Genomic DNA, 19,140 nt, shown 5'->3' with positions numbered 1-19,140 from the left:
GCCCTCGCCTCAACTCGTCCAGGCACGCCAAAGGGCGGCGTACTCGCCGCCGCGGGCGATCAGTTCGTCGTGGGTGCCGAGTTCGGCGATCACGCCGTCGATCACGACGGCGATGCGGTCGGCGTAGTGGGCCGTGTGCAACCGGTGGGCGATGGCCACGACGGTGCGCCCGTCGAGCAGCGCGTTCATCGACCCCTCGAGGTGCCGTGCGGTCCGCGGGTCGATGAGGGAGGTCGCCTCGTCGAGCACGAGGGTGTGCGGGTCGGCGAGGACGAGGCGCGCCAGCGCCACCTGCTGCGCCTGCCCCGGCGTCAAGGCCGCCTTGCCTGAGCCGACGACGGTGTCGAGACCCTCGGGCAGCGCAGACACCCACGACCAGGCGTCCACCGCCCGCAGGGCGCGCTCGACCTGCGCATCTCCCGCCTCGCCGGAGGCACCTGCACCTTCGGTGGCGAGCACGAGGTTGTCGCGCAGGGTGCCGACGAACACATGGTGCTCCTGGGTCACCAGGGCTACCTCGCGGCGCAGCACGGGCAGCGGCAGGCGGGTCAGCTCGACGCCGCCGACCTGCACGGAGCCGGTGCGGGGGCCGTGGATGCCGGACAGCAGCCGGCCCAGCGTCGACTTGCCCGACCCGCTGGGCCCGACGATCGCGAGCCGCTCGCCGGGCCGCAACTCCAGGTCGATGCCGTGTAGCACGTCGACTCCCTCGCGGTAGGCGTACCGCAGGTCGGTGCCCGCCAGTCGCGAGTCGGTAGGGCGCTCGACGCCCTCGACCCGGTCGGGTGGCAGCTGGGAGATGCCGAGCAGCCGGGTCGTCGAGGCGACGCCGACCTGCACCCGGTCGATCGTGTGCACGAGCATGTCGAAGGGCCCCCACACGGCCTCGATGTAGAGCATCGCGGCGGTGATCTGCCCGAGTGTCACCCAGCCCTGGGAGTAGCCGTACGCCCCGATGAGCAGGGTCGCGACGCGGGGTAGCCCGAACGCGATGTCCATGACGATGAAGAGCAGGTTGCGCAGGCTCATCGTGTATCGCTCGGCCTGGCCGGAGTTCTCCAGGTCGCGCCAGCCGCGGTCGCGCCGCCGGCTCGCCAGCCCGAGCGCCTCGACGGTGCGGGCGCCCTCGACGGTCTCGGTGAGGGTCGCGTTGATCCGCGCGTAGCTGCCGGCCTCGGTGAGGTAGCCCGCCGGGGCGCGGCGCAGGTAGCGGCGGATCTGCAGCCCCGCGATGGCGAAGAGCACCAATGTCGGCGCGGCCAGCAGCAGCGAGTTCATCGCGAGCGCGATGACGGTCAGCACGACGGTGACGCCCGCGATGATCGCCTCCGGCAGCGCCCACCGCACGGCCTCGCTCATCGCGCTGACGTCGCGGGTCACTCGGGTGACGAGGTCACCCGTGCTCGCCGACTCCACCCGCGACAGCGGCAGCCGCAGGATCGACCGCACCACGTACTCGCGGGCGGCGGCGAGCACGTCCTGCCCCAGCGCGGCGGCGCTGATCTTGGCGGCGAGCGTGAACAGCGCCTGCAGCGTCACCATCCCGGCGACTATCAGACACGTCGCCGTGGCGGCGGCCATGAGGTCGGCGGTGCCGGCGGGCACTGCCTCCTGCGCGGCGCTGCCGGCGGCCTGCAGCCGGGCCGCAGTGTCGTCGACGAGCCCGCCGAGCAGCCGCGGCACCGCCAGGCCCGCGATGGCCGCGGCGCCGTTGGCGAGCACTACCAGCAGCACGAGCGACAGGCGCTGCGCCAGCAGGTCACGCAGAAACCCGACGACGGTCCGCCGGGTCGCCACAGGCAGCCCACCGGCGGCGCCCATCGCCTCCTCGACGTAGGTGTGCGCCAGCTGCCCGCGCAGTCGATGCCGTGCCCGCCAGGCGCGTAGCCGCGGCCACGGCGTCCCGTCGAACGGCCCGCGCAGCGACGCGGGAATCTCGTCGTCGCGCACGTGCGTCGCGACGGGCTGCGAGCTGCCCGAGCCGTCCCAGGTGCGCGCCGAGTCGAGCGCCAACGCAGGCGGCAGCGGCGATTCGGCGGGTGTGTTCGCCGGCTCGCGCTCTGGTTCGTGCGGTCTCACGTGCCCACCTGCGCATCCGCACGCAACACGACGTCGCGGTAGCGCGGCTCGTCGCGCACCAGCGACTCGTGCGTGCCCTTGGCCACGACGTGTCCGTCGAGCACGAGCACCACCTCGTCGGCGTGCCGCAGCCACAGCGGGGAGGAGGTGGTGATGAGGGTCGTGCGCCCGGCCCGGGCCGCGGGCAGCCGCTGCGCGATCCGCGCCTCGGTGTGCGCGTCGACCGCCGACGTCGGCTCGACGAGCACGAGGCTCGGCGGGTCGGCAGCCAACGCCCGAGCCAACACCAGTCGTTGGCGCTGCCCGCCGGACAGGCCCCGCGCGCGCTCCTCCAAGACCGCCTGCCAGCCGCCGGGCAGCGACTCGTAGACGTCTTCGGCGGCGGCCGCATGCAGGGCCGCCTCCGCCTGCTCCCGGGACAGCCGACCGGAGGGGTCGAGCGCCTCGCGCAGGGTGCCGGCGAAGACGGTCGCGCCGGTGTCGGCCACGAGGATCGTCGAGCGCACCTGCGGCAGGTCCGCTGCGGCGAGGTCGACCCCGCCAAGATGCACTCCCCACGCGCGGGTCGCGGCCCGCTCGTCGAGCAGCGCCTGCTCGCGGCGCTGCTCTATCCGGCGGTCGCGTTCGCTGCGTGCCGCCTTGCCGCGCAGGCCCTCGGGCAGCGACAGGGAGATCGCCTCCTGTTCGCGGCCCGGCAGATACCGGCCGAGCCGGTCGGCGAGCGCCGCGGCCTCGTCGGTGGTGCCGGCGACGAGCATCGTCAGCCGCCCTGGCGCTACGCGCAGACCGCTAGCCTCGTCGATGAGCTCGGCACCCGGGTCCAGCGGCACGGGGTCGACCGGTGGGCGCCAGGGCGGCTCCTGCTCGAGCACCGCGATCGTGCGCCGCGCCGAGACCAGCGCTCGGGTCGTCTTGTAGGCGAACTCGAAGAACGTGCGCATCGGCTGTACGAGGAAGAGCGTGTAGCCCAAGAACGCGACGAGATCGCCGATGCTCAGCGCCCCGTCGGCGACCTGCGCCACTCCCAGATACATGAGCACGACGAGCAGCACGCCGAACAGGAACACCCCGAAGGCGTCGACCCCGGCCTGCCACGATCCGGCCCGCACCCCCGCGGTCCGCACCCGCTGGGACTGAGCCGCGTAGGCCGAGCCGAAGGTCGCCTCCCCGCCGATGCCGCGCAGGATCCGCAGCCCCGCGACGATGTCGGTGGCCTGGCTCGTCAGGTCGGAATTGCGGGCCCGCTCGATCGTCTGCCAGCGCTGCATGGGCCGCAGGAACGGGCTGGCCGCTGCCAGCATCAGCGGTGTCATGAGCAGCAGCACGACGCCCAGCAGCAGCGACATCCGCAGCACGATGACCGCGACGATGCCGAAGGCGAGCAGCTGCGCCGCGGCCCGCACAGCGACCTCCAGAAAGGCGCCGTACTCGTCGCCGTCGCTGCCCGAGACCGAGAGCACCTCGCCCGTGGGGGTGCGTCGGGGCAGCACATGACCCAACTGCAACGCTTTGTTGGTGACCAATCGGGTCGTGCCGTGCAGCGCGATGACCCAGGAGCGCACGACCAGGGTGTGGAAGGCGATGCCGCAGCCGGCGCCCACGAGGGTCAAGGCCAGCAATAGCAGCACCCAGCGGGTCGTGGCGGCCTCGTCGCCGGGCACGATGCCCTGGTCGATGGCGCGCCCGAAGACCCAAGGCACCAGCGCCATCGGCACCGTCCAGAGTGAAGCGACGAGGAGGCTCAGCGCGAGGACACCTGCCTGGTCGGCCGCCAACCAGCGCAGGAAGGCCACCGGCGACCGGGTGTCGGGTCGCGGCGCGGCAGCGTGCTCGTAGGCCAGCTGCGTGGGTGGGAAGTCCCTCATGTCGTCCTCATCGCACCGGCAACTGTAGGTGGCAGCACCGACAAGCTCGAAGCGACTTTCCATCTCTGTGCATTCGCACGTGACGTGCGCCGCATCGGCGGCGGCACACGGGTGCAGTCGGGTGTGGTGATCATTACCCTGGCCAGAAGATCCACCGGTCATTCACCGCAGGTCACGAGGCGCCGCGAGGGCGCGATGGGAGAGCGCATGCCCCGCATGTTCTGGTCCCGCGACCGCGGGGACGACGACCTGGTCGCCGCGCCGGGTGACGGCCGGGGCCGCGCCCGGTGGGTCGTGCCGGTCGTCACCCTCGTGCTCGGTTTGCTTCTTGGGGCCGTGGCCGTCTGGTTCGTGCTGCGTGCCAGCACCGAGCCGACGCCGGTGACGGCTCAGCCCACCCCGGAGGCGACGACCCCGACCGTCAGCGACGAGGTGGCCGTGCCGCGGGCCTGCCTCAACATCGCCGACGGCGCGCAAGAGCTGCAGCGCCTCGTCGACCAGGCGATGAAGGCCGCGGGCAAGCTCGACGCCGCCGGCCTCTCCGCGCTCGTGCGCCAGATCGACGAGCAGCAGGCGGCGCTGCGCGACGACACCGTCACCTGCCAGCGCGGCGTTGCGACCGCCACCGCGGTCACCCCGCCCTCGACCGTCACCGCGACGGCCACCGTCACCGCCGAGCCGACCGACGAGCCGACGGACGAGTCGCCCGACGAACCGGCCACCCCGGAACCAACTCCAACCACGACCTCCCCCTGAGCCCTTCGGCGCTCTGGGCGGCCCTGAGCGGTCCGCTCAGCGCCGCGGTCGCCACAACTCCTTGAGGGCCTCGTTGCTGTACTTGCGCGCCTCCTGCTCTTCGGCGTGGCGTAGCCGGTCGTGCGGCAGCAGTCGCCGGTTGGGCCAGGCGCTGTAGCGGCCCATGAGGGTGAGCATCGCGGGCATCATCACCGAGCGCACGAGGAAGGAGTCGATGAGGATGCCGATGCTCATGGCGACGGCGAGTTCGCGGAACGAGGTGACGGGGATGACGGCGAGCATGCCGAAGCTGACGGCGAGCGCGAGCCCGGCGGTGGTGATGGCCTTGGAGGTCTCGGGCATGGCCTGGCGGATGGCCTCCGGCAGGGTCATCGAGCGGGCCAGCTCCCACATGCGCCCCACGCCGAAGATGTTGTAGTCGGAGCCGAGCGCGACGAGCAGCACGGCGGCGGCGAACGGCACGTAGAACGTCAGCCCCTCTTCGCCGAGCACCTCCATGAAGACGTATGTCGTGATGCCGAGCGAGGCGGTCAGGGCGAGCACGCTGGACAGCAGCAGGAACAGGGGGGCGAGCAGGGCGCGCAGGAAGATGGCCAGCAGCAGGAAGTTGACGACGAACAGGGCCAGGGCGATGCGGCCCAGGTCGTTGATGGTGCCGGTGACCAGCCCTTCGGCCAGGGCCGAGTCGCCGGTGAAGCTGAACTGGTAGCCGGGCAGCCCGGCCTGCGCGCCGAGGCCGTCGATGTCGGCACGCAGGTCGGACAGGTCGGCGATGGCGCGCGCCCCCAGTGGCGTGTTGTCGAGCACGACGAGCATGCGGGCGGCCTGCCCGTCGCGGCTGACCATGAGATTGGGGATGCGGGGCAGTTGCTGGCTGGGGCCGATGACGCCGGCGATGCCGGGTTTGGCCTCGATGAGGCGCTGCAGCTCGATGAGTTCGCTCTGGCGGTTGTTCAGGCCGTCGCCCTCGATGAGGAGGGTGGTCGGTGAGGTGATGCCGGGGGCGAAGCCGGCGACGGCGGCCTGGTTGGCCTCGCTGACGGAGTTGTCCGGCGGCAGCGCGCCGGAGAAGTCGGCGCCGAGCTTGATGTTCATCAGCGGCAGTGACGCCGCGACGAGCAGCAGCGTGCAGACGACGAGAGCCAGGGCAGCGGCGGGCTTGCGGACCATGGCGTTGGCCAGCCAGACCGTCAGGCCGGAGGAGCCGGTCTCCACCGCCGTCGACTCGTCGTCCCGGTCCAGCAGCCGCGGGTCGCGCCGCGGCCAGAACACCTTGGGGCCCAGTACCGACATGAGCGCGGGCACGAGCGTCACGGAGATGAGCAGCCCGACGAGGATCGTCAGGGCCATCGCCGGCCCGAAGGCGTGGAAGAACTGCTCCTCGGCGACGAGCAGCACGGCGGTACCGGCGGCGACGGTCAGGCCGGCGGCCACGATGATCGGCGTGTACGAGCCGACGGAGGCGACGATCGCCTCCTCGATGCTGGCGCGGTTCTTGCGTAACTCCGCGCCGAAGCCGACGACGTAGAACACCGTGTAGTCGGTGACGATGCCCAGGATCAGCGCGATGAGCAGGGGTCTCAGCTCGGCCGGGGCGCCGATGTCCATGACGGCGCTGGCCAGTTCGAGCAGCCACGTCGTGGCGAACACCGCGATGCCGGAGGCGCCCAGGGCGATGAGTGGTACGACGACGGATCGGAACGCGAACCCGACGAGGATGAAGATCGCGCCGAGGGTCAGCGCCTCGACGCGCGGCACGTTGACCGACAGCAGCCAGCCCTGTTGGGCGCGGGCGGGCACGGACCCGGCGACGCCGACGACGGCATCTTCGGGGCGGTCGAGAAAGCGGTAGTAGTACTGGCGCGCGGCGGTGTGCTGCTCGCCGAAGTCGGCGTCCGGCGCCATGAACAGGTACGTGATGACGGTGGTGCCGAGTTCGGACTGGTCGTCGAACCAGCGCACCGTGTTGGCCAGCGGCATCGCCCCGAGGATCGGCCAGCCGACCGGATGCTGGTTGATCGACAGGGCGTCGAGCACCGACTCCGCCTGCACGGCGAGCGAGAGGCCGTTCGGGTCGTGTTGCACGACCGCGGTGCGGCTGGACAGCGGGAAACCGAAATGCTGCACGTCGCGCAGCTCGGCCTGGGCCGCGGCCCCGGAGAGGGGCATGAGGCTCTCGGTCTCATCGCCCCCGCCGAAGTCGGGCGGGTTGGTGAACAGCGCGATGGCCACGAGCGCCCAGACCACGATGATCGGCCAGCGCAGCCGGTAGGTCAGCCGCGCGTAGCCGCGCAGCAGACCGTGCCCGGCACCGGCAGTGGCGCTCTCGGGGGCGCTCGATGCACGGGTCACGGATGCACGATAAGCCCGGCGCGCCCCCGAGAGCGCCCCACCACCGGATCAGCTACCGTCGCCGCCTCCATCCGACGGTCGACCGGCCGCCTCGATGTGCGCGAGCCGCACGAAGTCGAGATGCCGCTCGTACTGGTCGAGCACGTCGTGGATGAGCTGGTTGTGGCTGTAGCCCATGACGTCGTAGCTGGCGCCGCCGTCCTCCAGGTGCACCTCGAGGCGGATGGTGTGTTCGGTCGAGGCGGCGACGGCCCGCTGCCCCACGTGCCACACCGGCTGACTTTCGGGTTGCACGTGGTAGACGAACGGGGTGTCGCCGTCAGCGGCGGGGATCCACAGGGCCTGCGAGCCGTCCTCGCCGGTCTCGTGCTCGGCCGCCACTCCGCGTCCGCGCAGCTCTTCGGTGACCTCGGCGATGGCGGGCCCGACGATCTGCTCGAGATAGCTGTGGGCCTCCCGGTCGTCAACGCGCTGCAGGGCCCGCTCCAGGCGCCCCTTCCAGGTGGTGGCCAACTCGGTCTCGCGCTGACCGCCGGCGCGGCCCGCGAACATGTTGGGCAGCCGGTGCCGACCCGACTCCGCCCGATGGGACTCGACCCGCAGCGCCTTGAACAGCCCGAACATGACGAAGAACATGACGATGCCGAAGGGCAACCCCATGATGACGGTGGCCGCTTGCAACGCCGGGATGCCGCCGACGGCGAGCATCGCGACGGTCAGCAGGCCCGTGGTGGCGGCCCACACGATCCGCAGCCACGCCTTGCCGTCCTGCTCGGCGTGCGGCAGGTAGGAGCACAGGTTGGCCATGACCAGCGCGCCGGAGTCGGCTGAGGTGACGTAGAAGAGCAGGCCGACGAACGTGGCGAGCCCGATGAGGAAGGTCGCGCCCGGGTAGTACGTGAGCAGCGTGTAGAAGCCGTCTTCGGGCACCGCCTCGGTCAGGGCGCCGAACGCCGTGTCGCCGCTGCGGATGCGGTCGATCGCCGAGTTACCGAAGATCGAGACCCACATGACGATGTAGCTGAACGGGATGATCAGCGTTCCGGCGACGAACTGGCGGATCGTGCGGCCCTTGCTGATGCGGGCCAGGAAGAGGCCGACGAAGCTGGCCCACGCGATCCACCAGGCCCAGAAGAACAGCGTCCATGCCGACATCCACTCGGTCGGCTGCTCGTAGGCGAAAGTCTCGGCCGTCATCGACGGGAAGCTGCTGACGAGGTCGCCGACGTTCATGACGAGCGCGTTGAGCAGGAACTGCGTCTTGCCGGTGACCAGCACCCACAGCGCCAGCCCGATCGCGAGGATCACGTTGATCTGCGACAGCAGCCGGATGCCCTTGTCGACACCGGTGGTCGCGGAGACCGCCGCCATGACGACGGCCAACACGACGAGCACGGTCTGCGCCGGAAGCCCCTTGTCGATGCCGAAGAGCATCTGGAGGCCGACGTTGAGCTGCACGACGCCGATGCCCAGCGAGGTGGCGACCCCGAAGATCGTGCCGAGGATCGCGGCCGTGTCGACGATGTGCCCGATCGGGCCGTCGAGCCGCTTACCGAGGATCGGGTAGAGGGCCGAGCGCACGGCCAGCGGCCGGTCGAGCCGGTAGGCGAAGTAGGCCATGGCCATGCCCATGAGGGCGTACATGCCCCAGCCGGAGAGGCCGTAGTGGAACAGCGTCCACGTCGTGGCCTCCTTGGCGGCCTCCAGGGTGCCGCCCTCGATGCGCGGCGGCGTGAGGTACTGGATGACGGGCTCGGCGACCGAGAAGAACATGAGGTCGGTGCCGATACCGGCGGCGAACAGCATCGCGGCCCAACTGAACGTGCTGTACTCCGGCCGCGAATGCTGCGGGCCGAGGCGCACGTCGCCGTACCGGGAGAGCCCGATGCCGACGACGAAGATGAACACGAGCGTGGCCAGCGCGATGTAGAACCAGCCGAACCAGCCGGCGGTCCACTCGACGGCGACCCCGAGCACCTCGGCCGCGCGCTCCGGCGCGACCATCGCCCAGATCGCGACGACGAGAATGCCGATGAGCGAGCTGAGGAAGACGATGTAGTTGGTGCGCGGCGCGACGACCTGGAAGGACCCGGTGATCGGCGAGCGGCTGCTCACGGCCGTGCCTGTTCGTCGCGGTCACGCTGCCACGCGTTGGCGTTCGCGGCGCTGGGCACCTCGGACGGCAGGTCCCACGCCTCGTTGCGCGGGTCGCCCGGCGGGTAGAGCGGCATGCCCTGGCCGTGCCGGTAGTAGGGCACCTGCGTCAGCGGCGGCAGCGGGGTGTTGCCGGCGATGAGGTCGGCGGCCTTCTCGGCGACCATCATCACGGGCGCGTAGATGTTGCCGTTGGTGACGAACGGGAAGACCGACGCGTCGACCACCCGCAGCCCGTCAACGCCGTGCACGCGCATGGTGTCGGGGTTGACGACGGCCATGTCGTCGGTGCCCATCTTCGCCGAGCACGAGGGGTGCAGCGCGGTCTCGGCGTCCTTGGCGACCCAGTCGAGAATCTCCTGGTCGGTCTGCACGCTGGCCCCGGGGGAGATCTCACCGCCGGAGAAGGCCGCGAACGCCGGCTGCTCCAGGATCGTGCGGGCGGCGCGGACCATCTCGATCCACTCGCGCCGGTCGTTCTCGGTGGACAGGTAGTTGAACTGGATGGCCGGGTGCTCCAGCGGGTTGGTCGAGCGCAGCTTCAGCTCGCCGCGCACGTCGGAGTACATCGGGCCGATGTGCACCTGGTAGCCGTGCTCGCTGGCCGGCTTGGAGCCGTCATAACGGATGGCGATCGGCAGGAAGTGGAACATGAGGTTGGGGTAGGCGACGTCGTCGTTGGAGCGGATGAAGCCGCCGGCCTCGAAGTGGTTGCTCGACCCGACCCCGGTGCGCCCGAACAGCCATTGGGCGCCGATCATCGGCTTGTACTTGTGCGCCAGGTAGGGCGCGATGGACACCGGCTGCGTGGCGGCGTGCTGGATGTAGACCTCGAGGTGGTCCTGCATGTTGGAGCCGACGCCGGGCAGGTCGGCGACGACGTCGATGCCCAAGGACCGCAGGTCGTCGGCCTTGCCGATGCCGGAGAGCTGCAGTAGCTGCGGGGAGTTGAACGCGCCGCCGCAGAGGATGACCTCGCCCGCCTCGACGCTGCGGTGCGCGCGCCCGCCGCGCAGGTAGTCGACGCCGACGACGCGGGTGCCGTTGGTGCGCAGCCCGGTGGCCTGCGCGAGCGTCTCGACCTTGAGGTTGGGGCGGCTCATCACGGGGTGCAGGTAGGCGCGCGCGGCCGACAGGCGCCGGCCGCGGTAGACGTTGCGGTCGAAGGCGGCGAAGCCCTCCTGCCGGTAGCCGTTGACGTCGTCGGTCAGCGGGTACCCCGCCTGCTGCACCGCCTCGAAGAAGGCGCCGAACAGGGGGCTGGTGGCGGGGCCGCGCTCGAGCTTGAGCGGCCCGGAGCCGCCGCGCCACGCGTCCGCCCCGGCCAGGCACGTCTCCATCCGCTTGAAGTACGGGAGGCAGTGGGCGTAGTCCCACTTCTCCATGCCGGGCTCGGCGGCCCACCGCTCGTAGTCGAGGGCGTTGCCGCGCTGGAAGATCATGCCGTTGATGGAGCTGGATCCGCCGAGCACCTTGCCGCGGGCGTGGTAGACGCGCCGCCCGCCCATGTGCGGCTCCGGCTCCGACTCGTACTTCCAGTCGTAGAAGCGGCTGCCGATGGGGAACGGCAGCGCCGCGGGCATGTGGATGAACGCGTCGAACCGGAAGTCCGAGCGGCCCGCCTCCAGCAGAAGCACACTCGTGCCCGGATCCGCCGACAACCGATTGGCCAGGGCGCACCCCGCCGATCCGCCTCCCACGATGACGTAGTCGTACCGCTGTGTGCCGCTCATGCTGCTCCTCGGATGTCGCCGGGTCGTTCACCACCACCGACGGCGCCATTGCCGCGGTGTCAGGAACGGTAGCGGACCCCACCGACAGCGTTGCGATACCGCACCCGAGGAGCGGATGCGCCCGGCTCAGACAGGCAGCGCCCGGAGTGTGTTGGTTGCGCAGTGCACCTCACCGCTACCGACATGGTGGGACTCGAAGTCATCGACCCAGCGCACCGTGATGCCGGCCGACCGATAGGCGTTGGTGACCGCCTGCTCGAAGACGTCGTTGCCCTTGACCCGCAGGCTGAACTGTTTCGGCGCGATGACCGTGTCGGGCGTGATCAGGAGGCTGTTGATCGCGGACGGGACAAGCGACCCGCTCTTGCCGCCGTCCTCCTTGTCCAGAGCCCGATAGAGCACGGGGATGCGCACGATCTCAGAGTCCTTCAGGCCGGTGGCCTGCTGGATCGTGCGCAGGTTCTTGGCGATCACGCGGGCGGCCTCGCGGTTCTCTGGGAGCAGCGAACCCTTACCGCCGGCTTTGACGGCGGCCGCGGCCGTCGGCGTCAGGATCTTGCCGGCGGGGTGACGCACCACGTCGCGGGAGCCCGCCCCCGCCTGCACGGCCTTGCGGTCGACGCTGAGCCCGGCCTCCGGGTCGGCCACCGCCAGCCGCCACCCACGGGCGGTGTTGGCCGGCAGCACCTGGAAGATCTCGTCGACGTGACCCACGACCAAGAAGTCGACGTCGAGTTCGAGGGGCGTGTGGCCCTGAGCCTTCATGAGGTTGATGAAGCCGCGCAGCTCCTTGCTTCCCTTGGTCTGCGGGGGCCGAGTGCCGATCATGAGCGTGCCGTTGGGCGCGCCTTTCGTGGGCGGCAAGGTCTCGACGTTGCCGTAGGAGGCGCCGACGCCCTTCCCCGCCCAGACGAATCCGAGGTCGGGGCCGCGCAGGCCCAGGAGGCCCTTCGCCGTCGTGGCCTCGGGCGTTTCGCTGAGCATGAGCACGCTCATCGACTGGGCGCCGTGCTCGGTCGGCATGGTGGCGTACATCTGCTCGAACGCGTCTTGCATGAACCAACGGAAGGGTGCGCCGCCCTGAAACACCGGGATGCCGGTGGGCTTGGCCTGCGCGAGCAGCTCCGTGAGAAACGTCGTGTTGGCCGGGGAGGAGTCGCTTGCGTCGACCACGACCTGGCGGGTGGGCATCGTGTGGTTGGTCGTGAGCAGCGGCGCCGACTGCAACGTGGCCCGCGCAGAGGTTGACGTGCCCGCGTCCGTGACGGTCAAGGCGACCGTGGCCGTGCCGTCCCACACCGCGGGGTCGCGCACGATGTCTTTGCCCTCGAGGCCGAAGGTGACGCCCTGCTTGAGTTGCGCGGCGGTGAGCCTGGTCGTGGGCTTGACTACCTGCCAACCGCCCCCGGTTTGCACGAACAGCCGCGTCTGCGCGGCCCCCGTCGTGACGCCAACGGTGCCGGTCGCCGACGCCGAAAGACCGGGCATCGCAGCGAGACGGATCCGCGCGAGGTCCTTGGCGTCGTCGGGGCCGTTGACGATCTCGTCGGTCGCGTCGTTGCAGACGTCGACGGTCTTGCCGCAACGCTTGGCGTCGTCGTCCAGGTTGGGCAGAAAAACCCCGGCGCCGGCGTCGAGTGCGGGTCCGGTCGCGACGGCGCGCGCGGGGGAGTCCGGGGGCGTGGTGGCCTGGGGTGTCACGGCCTGCGCCGACACGGTGCCGAGTCCGAGTCCGAGGGCGACAGCGAGTGCGACGGGGGCGGCTGCTGAGGTTCTCATGGGCGTACTGTCACGGGCCACCGTCACAGGACCATCACACCGGGCCCGCAGTTCGCGCATACTTCTCGCGGCCTCCGCGGGCGTTCTCGGAGCAGGAAAGTAGTTCAAAAACTCTTGCGCATCTATCCGTGGGCCCTCTACGTTCGCAGCATGAGCCTGTTTCGCAACGCGAACTACCGCGCGTGGTTCGTAGGCGACACCACCGCGGTGGCAGCGGTCTCCCTGCGGCAGTTCGCCGTCCCGCTGCTGGCGTTCGGGCTGACCGGCTCGACCGCGCTGGCCGGAGTGCTGGTCACCGTGCAGGCGGTCGTCATCGCCGCCGCACTCTTACCTGGCGGCGTGCTGGTCGACCGGCACGATCGACGCACGACCATCCGAGTGCACGCCATCGGTGGGCTTACCACGTGGGGCGGGGTCGGCCTTCTGCAGGTGACCGGCCACCTCCCCGTGCCCGTCTTCGTCGGACTGCTCGCCTGTGGTGCCTTGCTTACCGGGCTCTTCTCAGGGGCGACCGACGCCGCGCTGAGGTCGATCGTCTCGACCACCGACTACCCGCGGGCGATGGCCACCAACGAAGGTCGTGACGCGGCGATCAGCCTCACCACCGGCCCAGTGGGCGGCTTCTTGTACGCCGTCGCGGCCTGGGTCCCCTTTGTCGGAGTCGCCCTCAGCCACGCCCTGACCTGGCTGTCGACCTTCGCGATTCGCACCGACCTGCGCCCTCCCCGCCGCGAACGTCGACGCGCCCACCGCGAGCTCGGTGACGCGCTCCGTTGGGCGGCCGACCGGCGGCGGATTCGGTGGCTCTTCCCCCTGTTCGCCCTCGTCAACTTCGCGGTGAACGGCATCCTCATGGGGCTGCAATTCTCGCTCCTGGAGCAGGGCTACGACGCCCGAGCGATCGGGTGGCTGACCGCCGTCCTCGCCGGCGCGACGCTGCTGGGAGCCGTGGCAGCCAACCCGATCATCGCGCGCGTACCCACCGGCCTGCTGGCCGTCACCGCGCTCGTGGTCGTCTCGCTGGCCTTGATCCCAGCCGCGTTGATCAACTCCTACCCCGTCATCCTGGCCAGCCTGGGGGTGGGGTTCTTCCTCATCCCAGCGCTCAACTCCTCGATGTTGGGCTACACCTTTGCGCTCACCCCCGTCGAGCTGCAGGGTCGAGTCCAGGCGATCCTGCAGTTCGCCACGAGTGGGCTGGCCTCCCTGGCGCCCGCCCTCGTGGGATGGCTCCTGCACCAGTGGGGCCACGCGCCGGCGATCGGGCTCTTCGCAGGCTTGCTGGTGCTGGCAGCCATGCTGGGAGTGGCCGCCGAGCCGCTACGGTCGATCCCCAGGCCCCCCGAGTGGAAGGACGCGCCGTTGTGAGCGAGCAGACCGACCCCGTCGCCCTCGGAGCCAGTGCCATCAAGGCGCTCTCGCACCCGCTGCGAGCCCGAGTGGTTTGGCACTTCGCCCGGGTCGAGACCGCCCGCACCTCCGATCTGGCCGCGGCGCTCGACATCGCACCCAACAAGGCGTCGTACCACCTCAGCCTGCTCGAGGAGCACGGCATCATCACCCGCACCGACCCCCCGGCCGGCTCCACCGACGGCCGGGAGACGTGGTGGCGCATGACCTCCCCCCAAGGCATCAGTTGGGACCGTCGCGACCCAGCAGTCGACCGGGTGGCCGACGACCTCGACCGGGTCCTCGCGCAGGTGCGCAACGCGCGGGCCGCGGCCGCGCAGGTCAACGCCGACCGCAAGCTCCCCCAACTCTCCGCGATCGTCCCCGTCCCCCTGACCCACGCCGAGGCCCAAGCTTTTCGCGACCGCCTGCAGGCCCTCACCGATGAGCTGTTCGACCTGCGCGCCCAACGCGTCGGCAGCGACTTCGCCCCCGACATCGAGTACGACGTGCAGGTCGACTTCCTACCCGTCTGGGCGGCCGACACCCCCTGACCCCGACAGGCGAGCGGTCGGGTAGCGGTCAGTGAACGTAGCCGGGTCAGTGAACGTCGAGCGGGAGGGGGAGGCCGAGGGAGGCGGCAGCGATGCGGCAGGCGCCGACGACTGGCTCGGCGGCGTGGCCGGCGACGTCGACCGCCAGCTCGATCCGATCGCGCAACGCGCCGGACGCGAGCAGTCCACCGGCCAGCACGACCGGGCCCGCGGCGCCCTCATCGGCGAGGCCCGCCAGGGAGGTGAGTAGCGCCGCGGCAGCCTCGTCGACGATGCGGGCGGCCTGCTCGTCGTCGGCGGCATGGGTGAGCGCGATGGGGGCGCACCGACCCCAGGCGGCCGGTGGCAGTCCGTCGGTCATCCGCAGCAGGTCGTGCGCGTCTACCACGGGCTCCGCAGCGGGCGAGTCGCCGTCGCGAGCAGCGGCCGAGGTCACCGGCTGCACGTCGAGGAGCGTCAGCACCGGCGCGGTCATGGAGGTCGCCGGGCCGCCGTCGAGGTGGGCGGCGACCGCACGCAGTACCCGGCGACCGATCCACACCCCCGAGCCGGAATCTCCGAGCAGCCAGCCAAGGCCGTCGCGCCGGTTTCGCAGCGTCCAGTCCACGAAACCGGCGGCGACCGCTCCGGTCCCGGCGAGCAGCAGGCTGCCCGTCGGTTCCGGCGACACCGCGCGAAAGGCGATGTCGAGATCAGAGAGGACGACCCGGGGGACCGCGAGGTCCACCCCCGAGTCGGCCAGGGCTCGGGCGACGATCGCCTCGACCTCCGCTTGGCGGCCTTCGGTGCCGGCGATCCCGACGCAGACGGCGTCGGGTCGCCGATCGGCTGCGGCGAGAGCGGCGCACACGGCGACCGTGATGTTGGCGGCGGGATCGCCGACCGCGGAGCGGAGGTTCGCCCCGCCAGCTCGCCCATGGCCCAGGGTCGCGCCGCTGGGCGTGCAGACCCTGGCTCGGGTCGAGGTTCCCCCGGCGTCGACGCCGAGCAACACCTTCTCCATCAACCTGTCCTTATTGGTCGTCGACCGCAGGTGCGCCGCAGCCGCGACGCGCCCGCAATCGTCCTACGACGTGGCGCCCACCAAGGCACCCGATACGTCCGAGGCCGCAACTGCGCCGTCGTTCGCTGCGCCGATGACACAGTCGAGATAGCGCTGCTTCATCAACGCGACGACCTCGTCGGGGTCGGCGGCCCACAGGTCGGCGTTGAAGATCTCGACCTCGATGTCGCCGGTGTAGCCGGCCGCGTCGACCAGCGCGAGCGCGCGGGCGAAGTCGATGTGGCCGTCGCCCATCATGCCGCGGGCCAGCAGCGTGTCGGCGGGCAGCGGGGTGATCCAGTCGCACACCTGGAAGCTGGCGATCCGCCCGGCCGCACGCGCGATCTGGGCCTCGAGCTGCGGGTCCCACCAGACGTGGAAGGTGTCGACGACGACGCCGACCTCCTCCGGAGCGAAGGGCTCGGCCAGATCCAGGGCCTCGCCGAGGGTGGCGAGCACGCCGCGGTCGGCGGTGTAGATCGGGTGCATCGGCTCCAGCGCGAGCTGCACGCCGTGGTCGCGGGCGATCGGCACGAGCTGGGCCAGCCGCTTGGCGACCCGACCCCGGGCGGCCGGCAGATCACGAGAGCCGGCCGGGAGCCCGCCGACGACGAGCACGAGGCAGTCCGCGCCGACGGCCGCCGCCTCCTTGATCGCCGCGGTGTTCTCCGCGATGGCGGCCTGACTCGCGGCCTCCCCCTCGCCGGTGATGAAGCCACCCCGGCAGAGCGAGCTGACGCGCAGGCCGGAGTCCGCGAGCAGGCGCGCCCCGGCCTCGACGCCGAACTCGGCGAGCGGCTCGCGCCACACCCCGATCGACTGCAGGCCCGCGCGCAGGCAGCCGTCGACCGACTCCGGCAGGGTCCAGCTGTTGGTGGTCTTCTGGTTGAGCGAGAGCCGATCGAGCTGGTTGCGCGTGGTCATGCCGAGACTCCTGAGGTCTGGAGGAGGAGGCGCATCCGCTGGACGGCCAGGTCGGGGTCCGGCAGCAGGCCCGCCGCGTCGACGAGGCGGAACGCCTCCGACAGGTGCACGATGCTGCGCGCACTCTGCAGGCCGCCGACCATCCCGAAGCCGGGCTGGAAGCCCGAGAGCCAGGAGATGAACGCGATGCCGGTCTTGTAGTAGTAGGTCGGCGCGGCGAAGATGTGCCGGGCCAGGGGCAGGGTCGGCGCGAACGCCGCCTCGTAGGCGCCCGTGTCGCCGCGGTCGAGGGCGTGCAGCGCCTCGCTCGCGGACGGCGCGATGGCGGCGAAGATGCCGAGCAGCGCGTCGCTGTGGTGACTCCCGTCGCCCGCGATGAGCTCGGGGTAGTTGAAGTCGTCACCGGTGTAGAGCCGCACGCCTTCGGGCAGCCGGCGCCGCAGCGCCGTCTCGTGGGCCGCGTCGAGCAGCGACACCTTGACCCCGTCCACCTTGTCGGCGTGGTCGGCGATGAGCTCGACGAAGGAGTCGGTCGCGGCGTCGACGTCGGCCGATCCCCAGTAGCCCTCCAGGGCCGGGTCGAAGGCGGTGCCGAGCCAGTGCAGGATGACCGGTCGCCCGGCTTGCGCCAGCAGCGGGTCGTAGACCGACCGGTAGTCCTCGACCGTGCGCGCGGCGGCGGCCAGGTGGCGCGAGGCCATGACGATCGGCTGCGCGCCCGCGCCCTCGACGAAGCTGAGCTGCTCCTCGTACGCGCCGCGGACCTGCGCCAGCGTCGCCGGGCCGGCGGGCAGCTGGTCGGTGCCCGCGCCCGCGGAGATCCGCGCCCCGGCGGCCTTCGCCTCGAGTGCTGAGCGGGAGATGAGCTCCTGGGCCGTGGCCCAGTCCAGGCCCATCCCGCGCTGGGCGGTGTCCATTGCCTCGGCCAGGCCGAGCCCGTAGGAGAAGAGGTGGCGGCGGAAGGCCATCGTCGACTCCCAGTCGACCGCGGGGGTCGTGCCGGGGGTGTTGTCGGCGAAGGGATCGGTGACGACGTGCGCCGCCGCGAACGCGAAGCGGCTGGTGGCCGGACCCTGGGGGCGGGCAGGTGACCGGTCGAGCGGACGGTGTACGGCTCGAGGCGGCCGTCGGCCGTCGGGAGGAGAAGGTGCGCGCCACCCGGGCCCGTCACCTCGGCCGACGTGGCCGATGTGGCCGTTGAAGCGACAGCGGTGCTCATGCCGACAGCGCCTCGAGCTCGAGGCGGCGACCCTGCGCGGAGGACTCCAGGCCGGCCTCGGCCAGCCGCACGCCGCGGGCGCCGGCGAAGAAGTCGTAGCGGTGCTCGCCCTCGCCGATGACGTAGCGCAGGTACTGCTCCCACTGGGCCTTGAAGCCGTTGTCGACCTCGGCGTTGTCGGGCACCTCGACCCACTGCTGACGGTAGGGGTTGGTCTCGGCGAGGTCGGGGTTCCAGACCGGCTTGGGGGTGGCGCTGCGGTGCTGCACGACGCACTTCTGCAGACCGGCGACGGCGCTGCCCTCGGTGCCGTCGACGTGGAACTCGACGAGCTCGTCGCGGTGCACGCGGGTGGCCCACGAGGAGTTGATCTGGGCGATGATGCCCCCGGCCAGCTCGAAGATGCCGTAGGCGGCGTCGTCGGCGGTCGCGGCGTAGGCCTGGCCGCGCTCGTCCCAGCGCTGGGGGATGTGGGTGGCGGTGCGGGCCGTGACGGCCTCGACCGGGCCGAAGAGGTTCTCCAGCACGTAGTCCCAGTGGCAGAACATGTCGGTCGTCATGCCGCCGCCGTCTTCGACGCGGTAGTTCCAGCTCGGGCGCTGCGCCGGCTGCCAGTCGCCCTCGAAGACCCAGTAGCCGAACTCGCCGCGCACCGAGAGGATGCGGCCGAAGAAGCCGCTGTCGACGAGGCGGCGCAGCTTGAGCAGGCCGGGCAGGTAGAGCTTGTCGTGGACGACGCCGTGCTTGACGCCGGCGGCCTCCGCGGCGCGGGCCAGGCGCAGGGCGCCGGCGAGGTCTTCGGCGATCGGCTTCTCGGTGTAGACGTCGAGGCCGGCGTCGATGGCCTTGAGGATCGCCGGCTCGCGGACGGTCGTGAGCTGGGCGTCGAAGTAGACCTGCGCGCCGAACTGGGTGAGGGCCTCGTCGAGGTCCGTCGTCCAGCGCTGCACGCCGTGGCGCTCCGCGATCTCGGCGACCTTCTCGGCGTTGCGGCCGACGAGGATGGGCTCGACCTGCACCTTCGTGCCGTCGGGGAGCGGCACGCCGCCCTGGTCGCGGATGGCGAGGATCGAGCGGACGAGGTGCTGGCGGTAGCCCATGCGTCCGGTGATGCCGTTCATGACGATCCCGATGGTGCGGTCGTTGCTCATCGTGTCTCCTGTGCTTCGTTGCCGTGGAAAGCGTATTCCCACACCGTAGTGGAACCTGGCGAGTGATATCAAGTGATTGGGCAAACGTTTTCCGTTGGTCGGTCCCGGCGCGCCTGGCCCTGCCCCGCTGGCTCCGTGCTGCC

At 71.2% G+C, this 19,140-nt stretch carries 12 protein-coding genes and 1 pseudogene; 3 read left to right on the top strand and 10 right to left on the bottom strand.

Going from position 1 to position 19,140, the window contains the following annotated elements:
- Nucleotides 1-9: 9 nt before the first annotated feature.
- Together KILIM_RS11835 and KILIM_RS11830 are read right to left on the bottom strand one after the other, a co-directional pair.
- Nucleotides 10-2,079: an ABC transporter ATP-binding protein gene (locus tag KILIM_RS11835; protein WP_006592926.1), complete on the bottom strand. Its 2,070-nt coding sequence runs from the start codon at nucleotides 2,077-2,079 to the stop codon at nucleotides 10-12.
- Entirely contained in the window at nucleotides 2,076-3,944 is a 1,869-nt protein-coding gene (locus tag KILIM_RS11830) for an ABC transporter transmembrane domain-containing protein (protein WP_006592925.1), read from the bottom strand. Before KILIM_RS11830 ends, KILIM_RS11835 begins: the two co-directional genes overlap by 4 nt.
- Before the next feature lie 207 nt (nucleotides 3,945-4,151).
- Between KILIM_RS11830 and KILIM_RS11825 the strand changes: the two genes are divergently transcribed.
- Entirely contained in the window at nucleotides 4,152-4,700 is a 549-nt protein-coding gene (locus tag KILIM_RS11825) for a hypothetical protein (protein WP_157551669.1), read from the top strand.
- Between the two features lie 36 nt (nucleotides 4,701-4,736).
- Here the strand turns inward: KILIM_RS11825 and KILIM_RS11820 are convergent, their stop codons facing one another.
- The 4 genes from KILIM_RS11820 to KILIM_RS11805 form a co-directional block, all read right to left on the bottom strand.
- The gene (locus tag KILIM_RS11820; protein WP_006592923.1) at nucleotides 4,737-7,052 is read right to left on the bottom strand and encodes an MMPL family transporter; all 2,316 of its coding nucleotides are present in this window, start codon (nucleotides 7,050-7,052) and stop codon (nucleotides 4,737-4,739) included.
- 48 nt (nucleotides 7,053-7,100) lie between these two features.
- On the bottom strand, nucleotides 7,101-9,167 hold the full coding sequence (gene betT / locus KILIM_RS11815) for a choline BCCT transporter BetT (RefSeq protein ID WP_006592922.1): 2,067 nt from the start codon (nucleotides 9,165-9,167) through the stop codon (nucleotides 7,101-7,103).
- On the bottom strand, nucleotides 9,164-10,939 hold the full coding sequence (gene betA, locus KILIM_RS11810; protein WP_006592921.1) for a choline dehydrogenase: 1,776 nt from the start codon (nucleotides 10,937-10,939) through the stop codon (nucleotides 9,164-9,166). The genes betT and betA overlap by 4 nt, the downstream gene beginning before the upstream one ends.
- Nucleotides 10,940-11,065: 126 nt before the next feature.
- Nucleotides 11,066-12,718, bottom strand: a complete 1,653-nt coding sequence (locus KILIM_RS11805) for a protein-arginine deiminase family protein (protein WP_040563151.1) — start codon at nucleotides 12,716-12,718, stop codon at nucleotides 11,066-11,068.
- Nucleotides 12,719-12,868: 150 nt separating this feature from the next.
- Here KILIM_RS11805 and KILIM_RS11800 point away from each other — a divergent pair, with 150 nt between their 5' ends.
- Both KILIM_RS11800 and KILIM_RS22410 read left to right on the top strand, forming a co-directional pair.
- Nucleotides 12,869-14,086 carry an MFS transporter gene (locus KILIM_RS11800; protein ID WP_157551668.1) on the top strand — a complete coding sequence of 406 codons (1,218 nt, stop codon included), beginning with the start codon at nucleotides 12,869-12,871 and terminating at the stop codon, nucleotides 14,084-14,086.
- The gene (locus KILIM_RS22410) at nucleotides 14,083-14,661 is read left to right on the top strand and encodes an ArsR/SmtB family transcription factor (RefSeq protein ID WP_006592918.1); all 579 of its coding nucleotides are present in this window, start codon (nucleotides 14,083-14,085) and stop codon (nucleotides 14,659-14,661) included. Before KILIM_RS11800 ends, KILIM_RS22410 begins: the two co-directional genes overlap by 4 nt.
- A gap of 46 nt (nucleotides 14,662-14,707) precedes the next feature.
- Here the strand turns inward: KILIM_RS22410 and KILIM_RS11790 are convergent, their stop codons facing one another.
- From KILIM_RS11790 to KILIM_RS11775, 4 genes and pseudogenes are all read right to left on the bottom strand, one after another.
- Nucleotides 14,708-15,664: an N-acetylglucosamine kinase gene (locus KILIM_RS11790; protein ID WP_006592917.1), complete on the bottom strand. Its 957-nt coding sequence runs from the start codon at nucleotides 15,662-15,664 to the stop codon at nucleotides 14,708-14,710.
- Between the two features lie 63 nt (nucleotides 15,665-15,727).
- Entirely contained in the window at nucleotides 15,728-16,627 is a 900-nt protein-coding gene (locus tag KILIM_RS11785; protein ID WP_006592916.1) for a sugar phosphate isomerase/epimerase family protein, read from the bottom strand.
- Nucleotides 16,624-17,846: pseudogene (locus KILIM_RS11780) on the bottom strand (dihydrodipicolinate synthase family protein). The gene KILIM_RS11785 and the pseudogene KILIM_RS11780 overlap by 4 nt, the downstream one beginning before the upstream one ends.
- A complete protein-coding gene (locus KILIM_RS11775) occupies nucleotides 17,843-18,997 on the bottom strand; it encodes a Gfo/Idh/MocA family protein (RefSeq protein ID WP_006592914.1) in 1,155 nt (384 codons plus the stop codon). Before KILIM_RS11775 ends, KILIM_RS11780 begins: the two are co-directional and overlap by 4 nt.
- Nucleotides 18,998-19,140 lie beyond the last annotated feature (143 nt).

This window comes from Kineosphaera limosa NBRC 100340 (genome assembly GCF_000298215.1).
GTDB classification, from domain to species: domain Bacteria; phylum Actinomycetota; class Actinomycetes; order Actinomycetales; family Dermatophilaceae; genus Kineosphaera; species Kineosphaera limosa.
This window is presented reverse-complemented; position numbering and strand designations above follow the sequence as displayed.